Here is an 18,604-nt window from a genome sequence, read left to right on the forward strand (position 1 = left end):
CTAGTACGAGAGGACCGGGTTGGACAAACCGCTGGTGTACCAGTTGTCTCGCCAGAGGCATAGCTGGGTAGCTACGTTTGGAAGTGATAAGCGCTGAAAGCATCTAAGCGCGAAGCCTACCTCAAGATGAGATTTCCCACAGCGTAAGCTGGTAAGACTCCAGAGAGAATATCTGGTAGATAGGCTAGAAGTGTAAGTGCCGTGAGGTATTTAGCGGACTAGTACTAATAGGTCGAGGGCTTGACCTAAATAAAGACGAAAATCTTCACTGTGTAGTTTTGAGAGAGCAAAGTATCATTTAAAGTTTAAGTAGGAAAAATACTTAAATAGATAAAGGATATATTGTTTGCTCAACAATTACATATTTTCTCGGTGATAATAGCGGAGGGGTCACACCCGTTACCATTTCGAACACGGTAGTTAAGTCCTCCAGCGCTGATGGTACTTGGACCAGAGGTCCTGGGAGAGTAGGTCGTCGCCGGGATTTTTCTTATTGTTCCTCGATAGCTCAATGGTAGAGCACCTGGCTGTTAACCAGGGGGTTGCTGGTTCGAGCCCAGCTCGAGGAGCCATTTAAAATATTATAGGGGTGTGGCTCAATTGGTAGAGTAGTGGACTCCAAATCCATTGGTTGCGGGTTCAAGTCCTGCCGCCCCTGCCACATAAAAAGGAGTAAACAATTAAGTTTACTCCTTTTTTGTGCATTTTGCTAATTAGGATATGATTTAGGATAAAATTTTAGAAATTTTAGAAATTTTTCTGTTTTAAGTATTATTGGAGTTTTTCAGGAAGATGATGGTTTTCTTGTTTTAATTCTGTAAAAATGGTATCTTGTTTTACCTGAGCATTATGATTTAATTGCATACTGTTTGCATTCATTGTTGTATTAATTAAATTATATAGCTTTTGAATATCTTCTTTTGTTGCTGGTTGAGCATCTTCTTTTAAAACAAACCCTATCTTTCCATTTGGTTCTAAAGTAGCCATTTTGACATTTTCAATTTTAGTTACATTATTTTGTCTTAATTGCATTTCAAGTTGATCAACAGTTAATCTTAATTTTTTTAAAGTCTCCTCTTGTAAAACCCCATTATCAATAATAATCTTTGATTTACCTGTAAAGAATTTTTCTAGTAGATTAAATTTAAGCTGTGAATACTCCATTAATAATAAAGTAGCTATTAAAAGTGCTGCTACTGCAAAGGTCGTCCAGATACTTTTTCCACTTACAGGTTGAATAAGTAATGAACCAATCGCTATCATAATAATAGTTTGAGCCACTGTCATCTGTGCAATTGATTTTCTGCCTGCTAGTCGTAAAAGAACTGTACCTACAACAACAATTAAAATAGATTTCCATATCCAAGCCAATTCCATAAATTCACCCCGAAATATTTAATATGCTGATAATCTTAATACCCTAGTGCCATAGAGACCGCTATAATGTGTAATCACCAAAGCTCATAATATATTTATAATCCCCAATATATTTCTTTTTATTAAAGATCTTTGGTATACTTATAAATACTAATCGAAATTACATAAGTCTAATTATTGAATTTAGGTGGCATAATACTTTTAAATATAAGTGGAGGTTATGATATGCAAAATTTTCATAAGCCAAATATTGTTATCAGCAATTGTATAGAACATGAGGCTTGTAGATATGATGGATCCATGATTAAAAACTCTTTTATTGAAAAATTAAAATCTCATGTTAATTTCAGTACAGTTTGTCCAGAGGTAGGTATAGGGTTACCAATTCCCAGAGACACTTTAAGGGTTGTCAATATAGATGATATTGAAAAAATAGTTATTTCCAAAACAGGTGAAGATGTTACTGAAAAAATGAAACAGTTTTCGGATGATTTTATAAATAATCTAAATAATGATGAAATAGATGGATTTATTTTAAAAGGAAAATCTCCATCTTGCGGAATAAAGGATGTCAAAGTATATACAAGTACAGAAAAAGGGCCAGCTTTACCTAAAAAATCAAGTGGAATATTTGCTAATATAGCCTTAGATAAATACCCGAATATATTAGTGGAAAATGAAGGAAGACTAACAAATTATAATATACGAGAACATTTTTTAACAAGAATATTTACGCAAGCTATGTTTAGAGAGATTAAAAAGAAAAAAAGCATGAAAGATTTGATTGATTTTCATAGTAATAATAAATACTTATTAATGGCATATAGTCCAGGTAATTTAAAAACTCTAGGTAAGTTAGTTGCTAATAATGACAAAAATGAAATAGGTCAAATTTTAAGAGAATATGAATTTTATTTAAATAAGGCATTATCTATGGTCCTAAAACCGATGCGTAATGTTAATATGCTTTTGCATTTATTTGGTTACTTTTCTAAAGAACTATCAAGTAATGAAAAGGCCTTTTTCCTAGATAAGTTAGAAAAATACAGCGCAAAACAAGTACCTCTGTCAGTCCCTGTAGCAATTATAAATTCCTGGGTGATGAGATTTAATAATGAATATTTAGCAAATCAAACTATTTTTGAACCCTTTCCAAGTGAGTTGATTGAAGTAACAGATTCTGGTAAAGGTTTATAAATATTATCTATAATTTAGGAATTAAAAAATGTGCCCTAAAATGGGCACATTTAAGATTAATGATATTTCTTTGTCTCTTTCCATTCGTAAGTGTCATTTAGAGCTTCCCCAAAACGCTGAAAGTGAACTACTTCTCTTTCTCGTAAAAATCTTAGAGTATCTTTAATTCCATTGTCATCTGTCAATTTAATCAAATTTTCATACACTGTTCTAGCTTTTTGCTCTGCAGCCATATTTTCATATAAATTTGTTATAGGATCTCCAGTAGACTGTATATAAGCCGCTGTCCATGGTACTCCATTAGGATCAGAAGGATAAATAGCATTACCATGTAAGGTATAATCAGCACCTAAACCAGCTGCTTTCAGCTCAGCAGGAGTAGCATCCCTCGTTAATTTATAGACCATTGTAGCAATCATTTCCACATGGGCTAATTCTTCTGTACCTATATCAGTTAGTAAAGCTTTAGACTTACCAGTAGGCATAGTATATCTTTGAGATAAATAGCGTAGTGCTGCACTTAATTCACCATCTGGACCTCCATATTGTGCTATTAAAAATTTAGCCATTTTTAAGTCTTTAGTTTCAACACGTACTGGATATTGCAATTTTTTTTCATAAATCCACATACTGATACCTCCTATTATTCCTGCCAAGGCCAAGGTTCATTAACCCAAGCCCAAGGATATTTACTTGGTGAAAAACCAAAATTTATAAGTGGTCCGTAATTCATTTCGAAAATTTGTTTATGCTCCAATAATTGTTGACTTATGCTATTATAGTCCATCAATGCTTGTTGATTTTCAGGATGAGTGTCTAAATAAAGGTTTATATCTACTGCAGCAAATTCGAGTTCTTGAAGTTTTCTTAATAACTCTTTGCGTCCCATTTTCTTCATTACACTTTCCTCCTATCAAAATTTTAAAGTCCATAAAGGTCAGAAAAAATTGTTCCTTTTCTTAAACCCTCACTTGGTGAAAACAAGTTTACATATGGTTGGTTAACAATATAGGCTCTGGCTAATCTTAAATTTGCAGGTAGATAGTTATTCAAATTAATCACTCCTTTGTTTTTGTCTTAATAATATCTTATGGATAAGAGATAAAAATGTGTGATTAAACATAAAAAATGAATAATATTTAATTTATAATGCTTAAAATACTTAAACACAAAAAAAAATTACCTATTTAGGTAATTTTCATGCACGTTTCTTATTTTCTTTAAAGATATTTGCTAAATCTAAAATCGAATCTAAAAATAAATCTGGATTATATTGACTTAACTTATCTAAAGGGTGCTCACTATATTTCATAACTGCAGTTTTAACGCCTGCATTTTTTCCACACAGGATATCAAAGGATGTATCTCCTACCATCAGAGCCTCTTCTGGATTTAAATTAAGGTTATCTAAAGCTTTAAAAATAGGGTCTGGATTAGGTTTGTGCTTAGTGGTATCATTTGCACCAATAAAAGTATCAAAGTAAGGTGAAATATCAAATAAATCAAGACCTCTTTGCGCAACTGTATTAATTTTTGAAGTAACAACTCCTAAAAGATAACCTTGATCTTTTAATTCATGTAATCCTTGTTTTACACCAGGAAAAATAGTTGTGAGATAATCATGATATTCATGATTATATTTTCGATAAGTAGTTAATAAAGTATCTACTTTGTCCTCAGAGTATCTTGCAAATGTATCGACAAGTGGTTCACCAAAATAAGGGACGAGTTCTGCTCGTGTTAAATCCATATTTAAAATTTTTTTAAAAGTGTATTGAAAAGATTTAATAACTAAATCATTTGTATATAATAAGGTTCCATCTAAATCAAAAAGAATACCTTTAATCATTTAATCACCTCTAGCTTATTTATAGTTATTATAACATTAAGATTTTAATTGTAAAATCTATTGCATAATTAAAGTTTTTGGGATATAATTACCCAGAACTTAAAATAGTTCCTTTAAATCGGTCCCGTGAGACTGGTAAGGTATAGGTAGTATACATATTGAATTGTTGTATCTACTTATCTTTAATGATAATACTAGCCGGGGTTTACCCGGCTTTTTTATAACTAAATATCAGATATCCTTTAAATACGGTACCGTGATACTGGCAAGGATGAAGTCATTAGCTTTAGCTAATGGGCTTTTTACTAACATCTATTATGCCAGGTCATTGACCTGGCATTTATTTTTAGAGAAAAAACATATACTATATAAATACAATTTCTTAGGGGGTAGGGCAGTGGGAATAAGTAAAAAGGATTTAATTTCCTTAGATGACTTGACTGTTGAAGAAATAGAAGAAATTTTAAATAATGCAAAATCAATGAAAGAAATAATTAATCGTGATATTAAAAAAGTACCTACTTTAAGAGGACGAGCAGTTATTAATTTGTTTTATGAAAATAGTACAAGAACCCGTACTTCTTTTGAAATTGCAGGGAAATATATGGGGGCTGATGTAATCAATGTAAATGTAGCAACTAGTAGCGTAGCTAAAGGGGAATCTTTAAAAGATACAGCGCAAACTATTGATAGAATGGGTGCAGATGTAATAGTCATGCGTCATCCGGCTAGTGGAGCTCATCATTTATTAGCTAAAAATGTAAATGCTAGAGTTATAAATGCAGGAGATGGTACTCATCAACATCCTACACAAGCGTTATTAGATTTATTCACTATGGTAGATTATAAAAAAATTTAAAAGGAAAAAAGGTAGCAATAATAGGAGATATTCTTCATAGTAGGGTAGCTCGTTCAAATGCTTGGATCTTAAACAAATTAGGAGCAGAAGTATATTTTTGCGGTCCACCTACATTAATACCTCCAGGAGCGGAAAATTTGGGAGCAAAGGTAACTTACAATATGGAGGAAGCTGTAAAAGATGCTGATGTAGTGATGATGTTAAGAATACAGCTTGAAAGACAAAAGAAAGGCTTATTCCCATCAGCTAGAGAATATTCAAAGTTTTACGGACTAAATAGCAAAAAGTTAGCTCTTGCTAAAAAAGATGCTTTGGTTCTTCATCCTGGTCCATTAAATAGAGGATTAGAAATGACAGCAGAAGTAGCAGATAGTAGCCAAGCTGTTATTACAGAGCAAGTTACAAATGGCGTAGCTATTAGAATGGCACTACTTTACAGTATGGGAGGGGGAAAGGTTAATGCTACTAATTAAAAATGGTTTAGTAATCGACCCAAGTCAAAATATTAATGAAACCCTTGATATATTAATCGAAAATAAAAAGATACTTAAAATAGAAAAAAATATCAAAGCTAATAAAGACATGGAAGTAATAAATGCAAACGGAATGATTGTGGCACCAGGGTTTATTGACCTCCACGTTCATTTAAGGGAGCCAGGGAAAGAATATAAGGAAACAATATTAACAGGATGTCAGGCTGCAGCTAAGGGTGGATTTACAGGTATTGCTTGTATGCCTAATACAAGTCCGGTAATAGATAATGAGTCAGTGGTTGAACTAATAAAAGCACGTGCAAATAAATATAATTTAGTAGATGTTTATCCTATTGCCTCGATAACAAAAGGACAAGAAGGAAAAGAACTAACTGAGTACGGAATTTTAAAAGAAACTGGAGCAATAGCATTTTCAGATGATGGAGTCGGAGTTAGTAGTTCAGGAGTTATGCGCAGAGCTTTAGATTATGCAAAAGCATTTGATGCCTTAATTATGTGTCATTGTGAAGATGAAAGTCTAGCTGGTGATGGGGTAATGCATGAAGGAGTAATGAGCACAAAGCTTGGCCTTGCGGGAATTCCAAGTATAGCTGAAGAAATTATGTTAGAAAGAGATATAGCATTAGCCGAATTTACTAAAGGTAAAATTCATATATGTCATGTTAGCACTGCAAAGGGTGTAGAAATTATTAGAAATGCCAAAAATAGAGGGGTAAGGGTTACAGCAGAAGTAACTCCTCATCATATTTCTCTAACTGATGAAGCAGTTAAAGATTATGATCCAAATACAAAGGTAAATCCACCTCTTAGAACTAAAGAAGATATTGATGCCTTAATAGAAGGATTAATTGATGGAACAATAGATTGTATTGCAACAGATCATGCTCCCCATTCTATAGAAGAAAAAGAAGTGGAATATGATTATGCTCCTTTTGGAATGGTAGGTTTAGAAACAGCTGTACCAATAGCATTTGAAAAATTAGTTAAAACAAATAAGTTAGATTATTTACAAATAGTAAAAGTTTTAAGTACAAGTCCTGCTAAAATATTAGGTCTTGATAAAGGAAGTTTAAGAGAAGGAACAGAAGCTGATATAACAATAATTGATCCAAATCTTACTCAAAAGGTAGATGTAAATAAATTCTACACTTTAGGCAAAAATACTCCTTTTAATAACCTGGAACTAACAGGATGGCCTGTTTATACGATTAAAGACGGTAACATTATTATGAATCAAGGGGTGGTTGTCGAATGAGTAAAGGATATATAGTACTACAAGATGGCAAGGTTTTTACTGGAACAGGATTTGGTGCAACGGGCAAAAGTATAGGAGAAATAGTTTTTAATACTAGTATGATGGGGTATCAAGAATCATTAACTGATCCTGCTAGTGCTGGTAAAATAATAAACTTTACCTATCCTTTAATAGGAAATTATGGAGTTAATTTTGGAGATTGGGAAAGTAGTAGAATATTTGCTCACGGTGTAGTTGTTAAAGAAGCTGCAGAAATTCCGAGTAACTGGAGATCAGAACAAAGTTTACCCGAGCTTTTAAAAGAACACAATATTGTGGGAGTTGAAGGCGTTGACACTAGAGCAATTACAAAATATATTAGATCATTTGGTTCAATGAGAGCAATTGTTGCAAATGACGGGACAAGTGTCGAAGAATTAAAAGAAATCGTAAAATCAAATCAGTTAACTCCTGGTCAAGAAAATATTAAAGACACTACCACTAAGAGTTCCTATTCATTACCAGGTGGAGTAGTAAGACTTGTGGTTATGGACTTTGGTATTAAAAGTAATGTACTGAGAATTTTACAAAAAAATAATTGTACAATAAACTTGGTTTCAGCTGATACAAGTGGCTCTGAAATTTTAAAATCTAAGCCACAAGGAGTTATTTTATCTAATGGACCAGAAAATAATCTAAATGAAGAATCAATAATTAATGAACTAAAAATAATAATTGAAGCAGGAGTACCGATTTTTGGAATAGGTGTAGGACATCAGTTACTAGCAAAGGCACTAGGAGCAACAACATATAAATTAAAATTTGGACACTGTGGTAGTGGACCAGTAAAAGAAGTAATAACTAATAAAGTCTATATGACTTCTCAAAATAATGGTTTTGTAGTTGATGCTAATAGTTTAAGTGAAGACATTGAAGTTACATATCTGAACTTAAATGACAATACAGTGGCAGGAATTAGGCATAAAAAACTACCTATTATGAGTGTTCAATTTCATCCTGAAGCATCCCCAGGCCCAAAAGATACAGAATTTATATTCCAGGATTTCCTAAGTGATTTAGAAAAAGGAGGAAACTAATATGCCAAAACGTACAGATATAAAGAAGGTATTAGTTATCGGATCTGGCCCTATTGTTATTGGACAGGCAGCTGAGTTTGACTATGCGGGTACTCAGGCGTGCAGAACTTTAAAAGAAGAAGGAATTGAAGTTGTCTTAGTAAATAGTAATCCTGCTACAATAATGACCGATGAAAATATTGCTGATAGAATTTATATAGAACCCCTTACAATTGAATTCTTAGAAGAAATTATTTACAACGAAAGACCTCAAGGTTTATTACCAACTTTAGGAGGTCAGGTTGGACTTAATTTAGCTAAGGAATTAGCAGAAAAAGGGATTTTGGAACGAGCTGGAGTAGAGCTTTTAGGTACATCTCTAGAAGCTATTAAAAAAGCTGAAGATAGAGATTTATTTAAAAATATGTTAGCTGAAATAAATGAGCCAGTACCAGAGAGTGATATCGTAAGTACTATTGATGATGCAATTTCCTTAGCAGAAAGAATTGGTTATCCAATTATTGTTCGTCCTGCTTATACTTTAGGTGGATTAGGTGGAGGATTTGCAAATAATATTGATGAGTTAAAGGATATTGTTAGTAGAGGACTTAAATATAGCCCAATCAATCAAGTATTAATTGAAAAAAGTGTTAAGGGTTGGAAGGAAATAGAGTATGAGGTAATTCGTGATGGAAATGATACTTGTATCATTGTTTGTAATATGGAAAATATTGATCCTGTAGGAATTCATACAGGAGATAGTATAGTAGTTGCCCCTACTCAAACTTTATCAGATGTAGAGCATCAAACTTTAAGAAGTGCGTCTTTAAAAATTATTAGAGCTTTAGAAATAAAAGGTGGATGTAATATTCAGTTTGCACTTAATCCAGAAAGCCTTGAATATATAGTTATTGAAGTTAATCCAAGAGTTAGTCGTTCTAGTGCTCTTGCTTCTAAAGCAACAGGTTATCCAATTGCAAAGATAACGGCAAAAATTGCCTTAGGTTATAACTTAGATGAAATTAAAAATAGTGTTACTGGGAAAACTTTAGCATGTTTTGAACCAAGTATTGACTATATTGTAATTAAAATACCACGCTGGCCTTTTGATAAATTTCAACCTGCAAATCGGACTTTAGGATCGCAAATGAAGGCAACCGGTGAAATAATGGCAATTGGTAGGAATTTTGAGTTAGCTCTTCAAAAAGGAATTAGATCTTTAGAGCTTGATGTAATAGGGCTTTTAAATCCACAATTTGCAGATATTGATAAAAAAGAGTTAGAAGAAAGAATAGTTAATGCAGATGATGAAAGACTATTTTTACTTGGGGAAGCTTTCAAAAGAAAATATACTATCCAAGAAATTCATGATTTGACTAAAATAGATTTATTTTTCTTAAGAAAGTTTGAAAAGCTAGTTAATTTTGAATTAAATTTGGCTGCTAAAGAATTAAATGCAGAGAATGTTTTAGAAGCTAAAAAGTTAGGATTTAGTGATAATCAATTAGCTTCTGTATGGAAAGTAGAAGAAGAGGAAATTTTAAAAGTTCGTAAAGATAACAGTATCGAGAGTGTATTTAAAATAGTAGATACTTGTGCTGGTGAATTTGAGGCTGTTACTCCATATTATTACTCAAGTTTTGATGAAGAAGATGAATTTGAATATGTAGATGAAGAAAAAGTAATTGTTTTAGGAAGTGGTCCAATTAGAATAGGTCAAGGTATTGAATTTGACTATTGTTCAGTACATTCAGCTTGGGCTTTAAAGGAAGCAGGAATAAAATCAATTGTAATTAATAATAATCCTGAAACTGTAAGTACAGATTTTGATACCTCAGATAAATTATATTTTGAACCTTTAACCCCAGAAGATGTAATGAATATTATCGATAAAGAAAAACCAGCAGGAGTTATTGTGCAATTTGGAGGACAAACAGCAATCAATTTAGCTCGTCCTTTAGTCTCAAAAGGAGTAAAAATCTTAGGTACATCTGTTGATGATATAGATATGGCTGAAGACCGTGAAAAATTTGATGATATTTTAGAAAAATTAGCGATACCTCGTCCACTTGGAAAAACTGCTAGAACAGTAGAAGAAGCAAAAAATATTGCTGAAACTTTAGGTTTTCCAGTATTAGTTCGTCCGTCTTATGTTTTAGGTGGCAGGGCTATGGAAATTGTATATTCTTTAGAAGAACTTGAAAACTATTTAGCTACAGCTGTAAAAGTATCCTCTAAGCATCCAGTTTTAGTAGATAGATATTTAATAGGTAAAGAAATAGAAGTAGATGCGATCTGTGATGGAGTAGATGTTTTAATACCAGGAATTATGGAACATATAGAAAGAGCAGGAGTTCACTCTGGAGATAGCACGGCTGTATATCCATCTTGGTCTTTAACATCTGAAGAAATGAAGAAACTAGAAGATTATACGAGAAAACTAGCATTAGAATTAAATATTAAAGGGCTTGTAAATATCCAATATGTTGTGCATAAAGAAGAGGTATATGTTATTGAAGTAAATCCACGTTCAAGTAGAACAGTTCCTTATTTAAGTAAAGTAACGGGTATACCAATGGTTACTTTAGCAACAAAGATTATGCTTGGAAAAACTTTACCTGATTTAGGATATAAATATGGACTAGCTTCGAATAGAGATATTGTAGCAGTAAAAGTGCCCGTATTTTCATTTAATAAGTTAGTAGATGTCGAGACATCTTTAGGACCTGAGATGAAGTCAACTGGTGAAGTTTTAGGAATTGATAAAACCTTTACTAAAGCCTTATATAAAGCTTTAATAGCAGCAGGATATGTTATTCCAAGACAAGGAACCCTTTTAGCAACAGTAGCAGATAAAGATAAAGAAGAAGCTTGGGTTCTGTTAGAAAGATTATCTCACTTAGGTTTTAAAATCATGGCTACCGCTGGAACAGCTGAGTTTTTAAAACAAAAAGGTTTAGATGTAACTGTTGTAAATAAAATTACAGAAGGAACTCCTCATGTAGAAGATGTAATTAAAAAGGGTCAAGTAGATTTAGTTATTAATACCTTAACTAAAGGAAAGACACCAGCACGTGATGGTTTTAGAATAAGAAGAGCAGCGGTTGAATTTAATGTACCATGTCTAACATCTCTTGATTTAACTAAGGCAATTGTAGAAGTTTTAGAGTCGATGATAAGAGTTAAAGCGCTGCAAGATTATTCAAAGAAGGTGGACTAAATGAAGTTAATAACTGCTAAGGTTATTAATCAAGTGAAAATAGCAAAGGATCAATTTGTACTAAGACTATATTGCCCTGATATAGTCTTAGCTGCAAAGCCTGGTCAATTTATTACCTTAAAAATACATGAACAACCTTTATTAAGAAGACCATTTAGTATTCATTATATAGATAAAGAAAAAGGTTATTTAGAAATATTTTATCAAGTAGTGGGAAGGACGACAAAAGATTTAAGTAATTTAAGTGAAGATGCTGATGTTTCACTCCTTGGTCCACTAGGAAATGGATTTACTTTAAAAGAAAATAGTAAAGCTTTATTAATAGGTGGGGGACTAGGACAAGCTCCTTTAAGATTTTTAGCTACGGAATTAAAGTTATTAAACACTGAGGTAGAAGTCCTACTAGGAGCTAGACATGAAGAAGGTTTGAAGAATTTAGAGTGTTTTATGGATCAGACAGGTAATATTCACTGCGCAACAGAAGATGGTAGTAAGGGAGTAAAAGGCTTTGTAACAGAAGTTTTACCAGATATTATTAAAGAATTTAAACCCGATATTATTTATACTTGTGGTCCAATTCCAATGCTTAAGGCAATCAAGGAAATTGCAACTAAAAGTCAAATCTTATGTCAAATTTCTTTAGAAAAAACCATGGCTTGTGGAATAGGAGTTTGCTTAGGATGTACCTGTAAGAGTAAAAATGATGAAAAATACCCTAAGGTTTGTATAGATGGGCCTGTATTTTGGGCGGAGGGGGTAGATATAGATGAGTAAGGTTAATCTTAGTCAGACCATGATGGGAATTAATTTTGAAAATCCTGTTTTAACTGCCTCTGGTACCTATGGATTTGGAACTGAATATAATGAGATTATCGATGTAAGTAAATTAGGTGGTATTGTTTCTAAAGGATTAACCTTAGAATCACGTAAAGGCAATCCCGGCGTCAGGCTAAAGGAAACTCCCTCTGGTTTATTAAATTGCATCGGACTAGAAAACCCTGGTGTAGAAAAATTTATTACAGATTACTTACCTAAAATGATAAAATTAAATACGAAAATTATTGCAAATATTTCCGGAAATACCCTAGATGATTATAAATTAATTGCTGAAAAGTTAGATTTAAATGAAATAAATGCTCTTGAAGTAAATATTTCTTGTCCTAATGTAAAGGCTGGGGGTATGGCCTTTGGCACAGATGCGAAAATGGTTGAAAAAGTTACAAATACAGTAAAATCAGCAACTAGTTTACCAGTAATAGTTAAACTTAGTCCTAATGTCACAGATATAACTGAAATGGCTCTAGCTGCTGAAAGTGGGGGAGCTGATGGCTTAGCTTTAATTAATACTTTATTAGGAATGTCAGTTGATATAAATAGACAAAAACCAAGCCTTGGAAATGTTTTTGGAGGTTTGTCAGGTCCAGCTATTAAACCAGTTGCTTTAAGAATGGTATGGCAGGTTTTTCAAAAGGTTAATATACCGATAATTGGGCTGGGTGGAATTAGCAAATGGGAAGATGCAGTTGAATTTATGTTAGCAGGTGCTTCACTTGTTATGGTGGGAACAAGTAATTTTAGTAATCCTTTAGCACCTTTAGAAATAATCGAGGGAATAGAAAAATATTGTGAAAAAAATAATCTTAGTTCAGTGAGTGATTTAATTGGACTTGCCCAGAAGGGAGAATAAAATGAGCAGTAAATTAATAGTAGCTTTAGATGTTAATGATTTAAATGAAGCCAAAAATTTAGTTACAGTATTAGGTGATTCAGTTAATTATTATAAAGTAGGATTAGAACTTTTCTTAAATACTGGGGGCAAAGTATTAGAGTTTTTAAAAGATCAAAAGAAGAAAATATTTTTAGACCTAAAGTTTCATGACATTCCAAATACAGTAGCTCAGGCAGCTAAATGGGCTACTACTTTAGGTGTAGATATGTTTAATGTGCACGCTTCAGGTGGACGAGAAATGTTACAAAAAGTAAGTGAAGTAGTATCAGAAACAGCGAAAGCTCAAAAAATAGATAAACCATTAGTTATTGCAGTGACTATTTTAACAAGTTTTAATGAAGAAGGAATCACAGAAGTAGGTTATAACGGTTCGATAGAAAATTTAGCTACTAATTTAGCTAAGCTTACTAAAGAAGGTGGTTTAGATGGTGTGGTATGTTCACCTAAAGAAGTAGAAAATATTAAAAAAGTATGTGGACGAGAATTTATTACGGTATGTCCTGGGGTAAGACCTAAGTGGTCTGTTAGTGGAGACCAAAAAAGAATCATGACTCCTAAAGATGCCATAGAAATTGGTGCTGATTTTTTAGTAGTTGGTCGACCAATTACTAAAAGTAATGACCCTTATGAAGCAGCAATGAAAATAATAAATGAAATGGAGCAAATATAATGTTAAATGAAAAAGAAATTATTACATTATTAAGAGAAACAAATGCACTTATAGACGGACATTTTTTATTAAGCTCAGGATTACATAGTGAATCGTATGTACAATGTGCTTTATTATTAAAAGATCCTAAAATAGCCGAAAAAATTTGTACCGATTTAGCAGATAAATTTAGAAATGAGAAAATAGATTTAGTAGTAGGTCCTGCTTTAGGTGGTGTTATAGTTGCCTATGAGGTTGCAAGACAACTAGGGGTTCCTAATATTTTTGCCGAAAGAGAAAATGGTCAAATGACTTTAAGACGTGGATTTAGTGTAGAAAAAGGTAAAAATGTTTTAGTTATTGAAGATGTAATTACAACAGGTGGATCTTCTCAGGAAGTAGTTGAACTTTTAGAGAGTATGGGGGCAAATGTTATAGCAGCAGGTTCAATTATAGATCGAAGTAAAGGCGAAGTTAAATTAACGGTGCCATTTAAATCTTTATTAAAGCTTGATATTAAAACTTATACTAAAGAAAAATGTCCTTTATGTGCTGATGGGACTGAAGCAATAAAGCCAGGTAGTAGACGATAATCTGTAAAATTCAAAACTAATGTTTTATCAAAGTGCACTTTGAGGAGTGCATTTTATTTTTACTTGTTGTATTATATAAATAAAGAATAAAATTATCTTAAAGGTGAAACAGATGACCCATGACCTAGAACGAAAAAGAATCATCAATAATTACATAATGAAGGCACAAATTGTATTTTTTGCGATATCCACTGTAATTTTATTAAAGTCGCAACAGTTAGAATACGATGGTTTGATATTGAAAAGTTATTTAACCATAATTTTTATGATTAGTTTTTTGATCGGTATTTCTCTAGTTAGCTTAAGCTATCAAAATAGTTCCATTACATATAACAAAATATATACCTTTTTAATAATAATTAATTTAATTATCATAAATATTACAATTATGTATACGAATATTTATGAAATAAGGTTTTTATATTTAATCCCTGTTATAATTTGTGCAACAACCTTTTGTGTCTGGGTGAGTATTTTTTTATCAATTTTTATTGGAATTATAAATATAACTATAATCCAAAGTCTTACTAAAATCTTGTATCCTTTTAACTATACGTATGAAACAGATATTATCTTTACCGGAATTTTAATCCTCTTAGCTTGGTTAATTAGTACAGAATTTGAGGTCGAAAAAAATTTAAGAATGAAATTAATGGAAACTAAGGTTACCTTATATAAGAATAAAGTATTATTAGAAACCTTAATTAATGAAATTTCTATGGGGGTATTTGTCATAGATGGACAAGGTAAATTTGTCCATGTGAACAAACAAGCAATAAAAATACTAGGTATATATACTAGTTATGAAGATTTAATCAGTGTCCATTATAAAAAATTTTTAATGGACATCAATCTTAAGTATCCCTATACTGACTCACTAGTTTATAAAGTTTTACATGAAAAGCAAGAAAAACTACACGATACTACAATATATAATAATAAACTATTAGAGCTAGTTTGCCAGCCTGTTTATGAAAAGAATATCCTAAAATATGCTATATTAACATTTTCAGATATTACTAATGAAGAAAAGATTAGAGAAAAGGTAGCTTCTTTTGAGCGATTAGAAGCAATTAATCAAACCGTAGCAAGTGTTGCCCATGAAATTAAAAACCCTTTAACCACGATTAAAGGATTTTTAGATTTAAGTCTTAAATCTAATATTGATTTAGATAAAAGCCAGTTAACCTTACTTACTTCAGAGGTTGACAGATGTATCACTATTGCAAGTGATTTTTTAGCGTGTACAAAAAAGTCTAATCAGGCTAAAAAGATTTTAAATTTAGAAAAAATAATACGAAATCATTCCTTATTACTGGAAAAGGATGCCTTATTTAATCAAGTGAAATTAGATTTAAAGCTTGACGAGGTTTCTAATCTTTTAATATATGAAAATGAAATAAAACAATTATTACTTAATCTTACTCGAAATTCAATTGAGGCAATGGAGCAGGGAGGTAAATTAATTATAAGTTTAAACGAAGACAAAGACCACGTTTATCTAAAGATAAAGGATAATGGAAAAGGAATCCCTGAAGAGGTCTTAGAAAAATTAGGTACGCCATTTTTAACGACAAAAGAAAATGGAACAGGGCTTGGCATGACAATTTGTTATCAAATAGCAGAAAGAAATAACGCAAAACTGACAATTAACTCAGGTCAAGGATTAGGTACAGAAATAACAGTTAGTTTTTTAAAGGAAGGATTAATGCATGAATAATCTACCATTAGTTGTATTGATTTTTCAAATAATTCCCGAAAGTATAGCAATGATTTTTTTAGCAACTTCTATCTTGAATAACTGGATAGCAGAAAAAAAATATATACTTTTTATTTTTGGAGTGCTTGAAGGATTATTTATATTTTTTTTAAAGACAATTTCAATATCTTTTGGTGTACATACTATTATAGCAATTTTTTCTCTCGCGTTATGGATTTATTTTATAACTAAAAAATCTTTTACAATTTGTATATTAAGTGCCTCTATAGTAAGTATTATTTTGATGATTCTAGAATTAATTGTTGTTGAAATAAGTATTAATTTTTTTGGATTAGAAGTACAATATATCTTGAATAATTATCCTTTAAGGATAATCCTAGGTTCACCTCAGATTTTAATACTTTTCTTATTAGGGGTAATTTTAAATAAAATATTTTGGAAAAAACGAACTAATAAATTGAACTAAAATTTTAATCCTGTATATTACAGGATTTTTTTTATAAAATGTAAGTTAAAGGAGATTTAACTATGAACAAAGAAAAGGAAGAAGTATATATAAAAAAACTATTTAATAAAATGGCCAGCCATTATAATTTTACAACGATTGTGTTAACCCTTGGGATATTTCCATTAATCCAAAATTATATGTTACGAAAATCAAATTTAAAAACTGGTGATAATGTTATAGATATATGTTGTGGTACAGGTAAGCTTAGTTTGAAAATAGCCAAAAGAGTGGGCGATGGGGGTAAAGTAGTAGGAATTGACTTTTCAAGTAAAATGTTAGATGTTGGTAGATTGATGATGAAAAATAAAAGTATAAAAAATGTAGAGTTTATTGAAGGAAATGCACTAGATCTCCCTTTTTCAAATAATAACTTTGAAATAGCAATTAATAGTTTTGCTTTAAGAAATGTTTTAAATATCAAAAAGTCTATTGAAGAAATGTCTAGGGTAGTAAAAAGCGGAGGTCAGGTTGTCTGCTTAGAAGCAGCAATTCCGACAAATAAAATCTTATTACAAGGTTTTAATCTGATTTTCTTTAAGATCATCCCATTCTTTGCAAAAATAATTAATAAGGTCAAAGATAATGACAAATATTTTGATTATTTATGGCTTATTAAGTCTTTTAAAGAGTTCCCAAGCCAAACAGAAATTAAAAATATGTACATAAATGCAGGTTTAGTAGAAGTAAAGAGTTTTAGTTTAATTGGTGGGCTTTTTACAGTTTACCTAGGTCAAAAGAGGTGAAAAGATGTAGATAGAAGCAAAAAATAGTACAAAAAATAAAATGACGTAAAAATGTATGTGGAAGTAAAAGAGGCAGTAAATTTTATAAAATTTACTGCCTCTTTTCATTAAATTCAGAAAAATATTATTTTAACAAAGTGTGATACTTTCTATTCTACTTAGTTAGCTTAAAGAATTTTTGGGTTTAAAAGTTTGACAAACTGTATCATCACTTGTAGAGACAGACATATTTTGAGAAGCTGATACTACCTCAATACTTTCAGCATTACACATACCTGATTTATTATAAGCACATTCTCCAACCTTACATCTAATGTTATCACATTTCATTATAATCACCTCCTGATATTAATATTTGCAGAAAATAAAATATTATGTAGTTTATTATATGTTAAATTTTATGGGAATAATAAAACAAGGAGGTAATTGGCATGAAAAAAAAATTAGAAAACTATTATTACAATAGTTTGAAGAAAAAGGAAGCACCCTATGCTAAAACAATTAAGACATTCTTTAAACATCTATTTATCTTTATTATTTTGGTAAGCGTACTAGTTTATTATGTCGATAACATTTTAATAGTTACTTTATTAAGTCTGGGTGGTTTTCATTTTTTTTATTATTCTAATAAAAAAATCGAAAAAAAGAAAATGAACAAATTTATTAAGGGATTAAGGAATAATATTTCCCAAGAAATATTTTGGAAAAGAATAAAAGGAATGGATAAAGATGATTTTGTTGTATTTATTCAATCTGTTTTAGAGGGATTGCCACAGTTTACTGAAGTAACAAAATCCGGGCAGGAGATCGATTTAGAAGCGAAATTCAATGATGAGAATATTGTAATTACTTGTCATTTATTAGATGGGGAAAATGCAGTAGAAGCCTATTCAGCTAGAGAATTGTCCCGTTTTATGAGTAAAAACAATTTTGATAAGGGAATTATCATTTCTAGTACTGATTTTAGGGAAAGTACTAAAACATTTTGTGAAATTATTAAAGAGAAAAGAAAAATATTGTTATTAGCACGTCATGATTTATTAGAAATGGCACGGGATGCCGACAAATTACCCCTAAATTCAGAAATAGATGATGCAATTTTAAAAAGAATTGAATACAAAGAAAGAGCATGGAAACATACACAAGAAAAAATTTTTGCTAAATCAAATCTAAGTAATTATATATTAGGAGGATTTTTTTTACTGATTTTTGGAATTTTCATGGAAGGTAAAATCAATTTATTATACTATGTAGCTAGCTTTTTATTGTTTAGTTTTGGTGCAATTAGTTTTTGGGTAGGAATTAAAAAAGAGAATATAGATTATAAGTGGGAAGATAAAATAATATAAAAGAAGC

General features: G+C 31.2%; 18 protein-coding genes, 2 tRNA genes, 2 rRNA genes and 1 pseudogene. 17 read left to right on the plus strand and 6 right to left on the minus strand.

Translation table 11 applies throughout. The features are described from left to right. From B8965_RS08445 to B8965_RS08460, 4 genes are all read left to right on the plus strand, one after another. A 23S ribosomal RNA gene (locus B8965_RS08445) occupies positions 1-248 on the plus strand; the annotation flags it as partial. Positions 249-368: 120 nt separating this feature from the next. Beyond that, positions 369-484: ribosomal RNA gene (rrf, locus tag B8965_RS08450) — 5S ribosomal RNA — on the plus strand. A 13-nt stretch (positions 485-497) separates the two neighbouring features. Beyond that, positions 498-572: transfer RNA gene (locus B8965_RS08455), tRNA-Asn, on the plus strand. Positions 573-585: 13 nt separating this feature from the next. After that, a tRNA-Trp gene (locus B8965_RS08460) sits at positions 586-661 on the plus strand. Positions 662-771: 110 nt separating this feature from the next. Here B8965_RS08460 and B8965_RS08465 read toward each other — a convergent pair. Continuing rightward, positions 772-1,377: a DUF421 domain-containing protein gene (locus B8965_RS08465; RefSeq protein WP_084053638.1), complete on the minus strand. Its 606-nt coding sequence runs from the start codon at positions 1,375-1,377 to the stop codon at positions 772-774. A 225-nt stretch (positions 1,378-1,602) separates the two neighbouring features. Between B8965_RS08465 and B8965_RS08470 the strand changes: the two genes are divergently transcribed. After that, the gene (locus B8965_RS08470) at positions 1,603-2,574 is read left to right on the plus strand and encodes a YbgA family protein (RefSeq protein WP_084053640.1); all 972 of its coding nucleotides are present in this window, start codon (positions 1,603-1,605) and stop codon (positions 2,572-2,574) included. 56 nt (positions 2,575-2,630) lie between these two features. Here the strand turns inward: B8965_RS08470 and B8965_RS08475 are convergent, their stop codons facing one another. From B8965_RS08475 to ppaX, 4 genes are all read right to left on the minus strand, one after another. After that, positions 2,631-3,203 carry a manganese catalase family protein gene (locus tag B8965_RS08475; protein WP_084053642.1) on the minus strand — a complete coding sequence of 191 codons (573 nt, stop codon included), beginning with the start codon at positions 3,201-3,203 and terminating at the stop codon, positions 2,631-2,633. A 14-nt stretch (positions 3,204-3,217) separates the two neighbouring features. Beyond that, positions 3,218-3,472 carry a spore coat protein CotJB gene (locus B8965_RS08480; protein WP_084053644.1) on the minus strand — a complete coding sequence of 85 codons (255 nt, stop codon included), beginning with the start codon at positions 3,470-3,472 and terminating at the stop codon, positions 3,218-3,220. Between the two features lie 23 nt (positions 3,473-3,495). Continuing rightward, positions 3,496-3,627: a spore coat associated protein CotJA gene (locus B8965_RS08485; RefSeq protein WP_144015892.1), complete on the minus strand. Its 132-nt coding sequence runs from the start codon at positions 3,625-3,627 to the stop codon at positions 3,496-3,498. Positions 3,628-3,772: 145 nt separating this feature from the next. Beyond that, positions 3,773-4,423, minus strand: coding sequence for a pyrophosphatase PpaX (gene ppaX / locus B8965_RS08490; protein ID WP_084053648.1), 651 nt, complete (start codon positions 4,421-4,423; stop codon positions 3,773-3,775). A gap of 397 nt (positions 4,424-4,820) precedes the next feature. Here ppaX and B8965_RS08495 point away from each other — a divergent pair. The 11 genes and pseudogenes from B8965_RS08495 to B8965_RS08545 all read left to right on the plus strand — a co-directional run bounded on the left by B8965_RS08495 (position 4,821) and on the right by B8965_RS08545 (position 17,248). Beyond that, positions 4,821-5,755 (plus strand): annotated as a pseudogene (locus B8965_RS08495) (aspartate carbamoyltransferase catalytic subunit). Then, on the plus strand, positions 5,742-7,031 hold the full coding sequence (locus tag B8965_RS08500) for a dihydroorotase (RefSeq protein ID WP_084053650.1): 1,290 nt from the start codon (positions 5,742-5,744) through the stop codon (positions 7,029-7,031). Before B8965_RS08495 ends, B8965_RS08500 begins: the two are co-directional and overlap by 14 nt. Further along, on the plus strand, positions 7,028-8,107 hold the full coding sequence (gene carA / locus B8965_RS08505; RefSeq protein ID WP_084053652.1) for a glutamine-hydrolyzing carbamoyl-phosphate synthase small subunit: 1,080 nt from the start codon (positions 7,028-7,030) through the stop codon (positions 8,105-8,107). Before B8965_RS08500 ends, carA begins: the two co-directional genes overlap by 4 nt. 1 nt (position 8,108) lies before the next feature. Then, positions 8,109-11,306 (plus strand): carbamoyl-phosphate synthase large subunit, encoded by a 3,198-nt coding sequence (gene carB, locus B8965_RS08510; protein ID WP_084053654.1) that lies wholly within the window; start codon positions 8,109-8,111, stop codon positions 11,304-11,306. Then, complete coding sequence (locus tag B8965_RS08515; protein WP_084053656.1) at positions 11,307-12,080, plus strand: dihydroorotate dehydrogenase electron transfer subunit; 774 nt, start codon at positions 11,307-11,309, stop codon at positions 12,078-12,080. It begins immediately after the preceding gene. Beyond that, positions 12,073-12,993, plus strand: coding sequence for a dihydroorotate dehydrogenase (locus B8965_RS08520; protein WP_084053658.1), 921 nt, complete (start codon positions 12,073-12,075; stop codon positions 12,991-12,993). Before B8965_RS08515 ends, B8965_RS08520 begins: the two co-directional genes overlap by 8 nt. 1 nt (position 12,994) lies before the next feature. Continuing rightward, the gene (gene pyrF / locus B8965_RS08525) at positions 12,995-13,705 is read left to right on the plus strand and encodes an orotidine-5'-phosphate decarboxylase (RefSeq protein ID WP_084053660.1); all 711 of its coding nucleotides are present in this window, start codon (positions 12,995-12,997) and stop codon (positions 13,703-13,705) included. Next, positions 13,705-14,277 (plus strand): orotate phosphoribosyltransferase, encoded by a 573-nt coding sequence (gene pyrE, locus B8965_RS08530; RefSeq protein WP_084053662.1) that lies wholly within the window; start codon positions 13,705-13,707, stop codon positions 14,275-14,277. Before pyrF ends, pyrE begins: the two co-directional genes overlap by 1 nt. 112 nt (positions 14,278-14,389) lie before the next feature. Beyond that, complete coding sequence (locus B8965_RS08535) at positions 14,390-15,997, plus strand: ATP-binding protein (RefSeq protein WP_084053663.1); 1,608 nt, start codon at positions 14,390-14,392, stop codon at positions 15,995-15,997. Then, entirely contained in the window at positions 15,990-16,463 is a 474-nt protein-coding gene (locus tag B8965_RS08540) for a hypothetical protein (protein WP_084053665.1), read from the plus strand. Before B8965_RS08535 ends, B8965_RS08540 begins: the two co-directional genes overlap by 8 nt. Positions 16,464-16,525: 62 nt before the next feature. Further along, positions 16,526-17,248 (plus strand): ubiquinone/menaquinone biosynthesis methyltransferase, encoded by a 723-nt coding sequence (locus tag B8965_RS08545; RefSeq protein WP_084053667.1) that lies wholly within the window; start codon positions 16,526-16,528, stop codon positions 17,246-17,248. Positions 17,249-17,410: 162 nt separating this feature from the next. On the opposite strand, the gene B8965_RS08550 is transcribed toward B8965_RS08545, so the two are convergent. Beyond that, positions 17,411-17,578 carry a DUF1540 domain-containing protein gene (locus tag B8965_RS08550; protein ID WP_084053669.1) on the minus strand — a complete coding sequence of 56 codons (168 nt, stop codon included), beginning with the start codon at positions 17,576-17,578 and terminating at the stop codon, positions 17,411-17,413. Between the two features lie 101 nt (positions 17,579-17,679). On the opposite strand from B8965_RS08550, the gene B8965_RS08555 reads away from it, so the two are divergent. Beyond that, positions 17,680-18,597: a restriction endonuclease gene (locus tag B8965_RS08555; RefSeq protein WP_084053671.1), complete on the plus strand. Its 918-nt coding sequence runs from the start codon at positions 17,680-17,682 to the stop codon at positions 18,595-18,597. The last annotated feature ends 7 nt before the right edge of the window (positions 18,598-18,604 follow it).

The sequence above is a fragment of the Desulfonispora thiosulfatigenes DSM 11270 genome (genome assembly GCF_900176035.1).
Classification (GTDB): domain Bacteria; phylum Bacillota; class Peptococcia; order Peptococcales; family Desulfonisporaceae; genus Desulfonispora; species Desulfonispora thiosulfatigenes.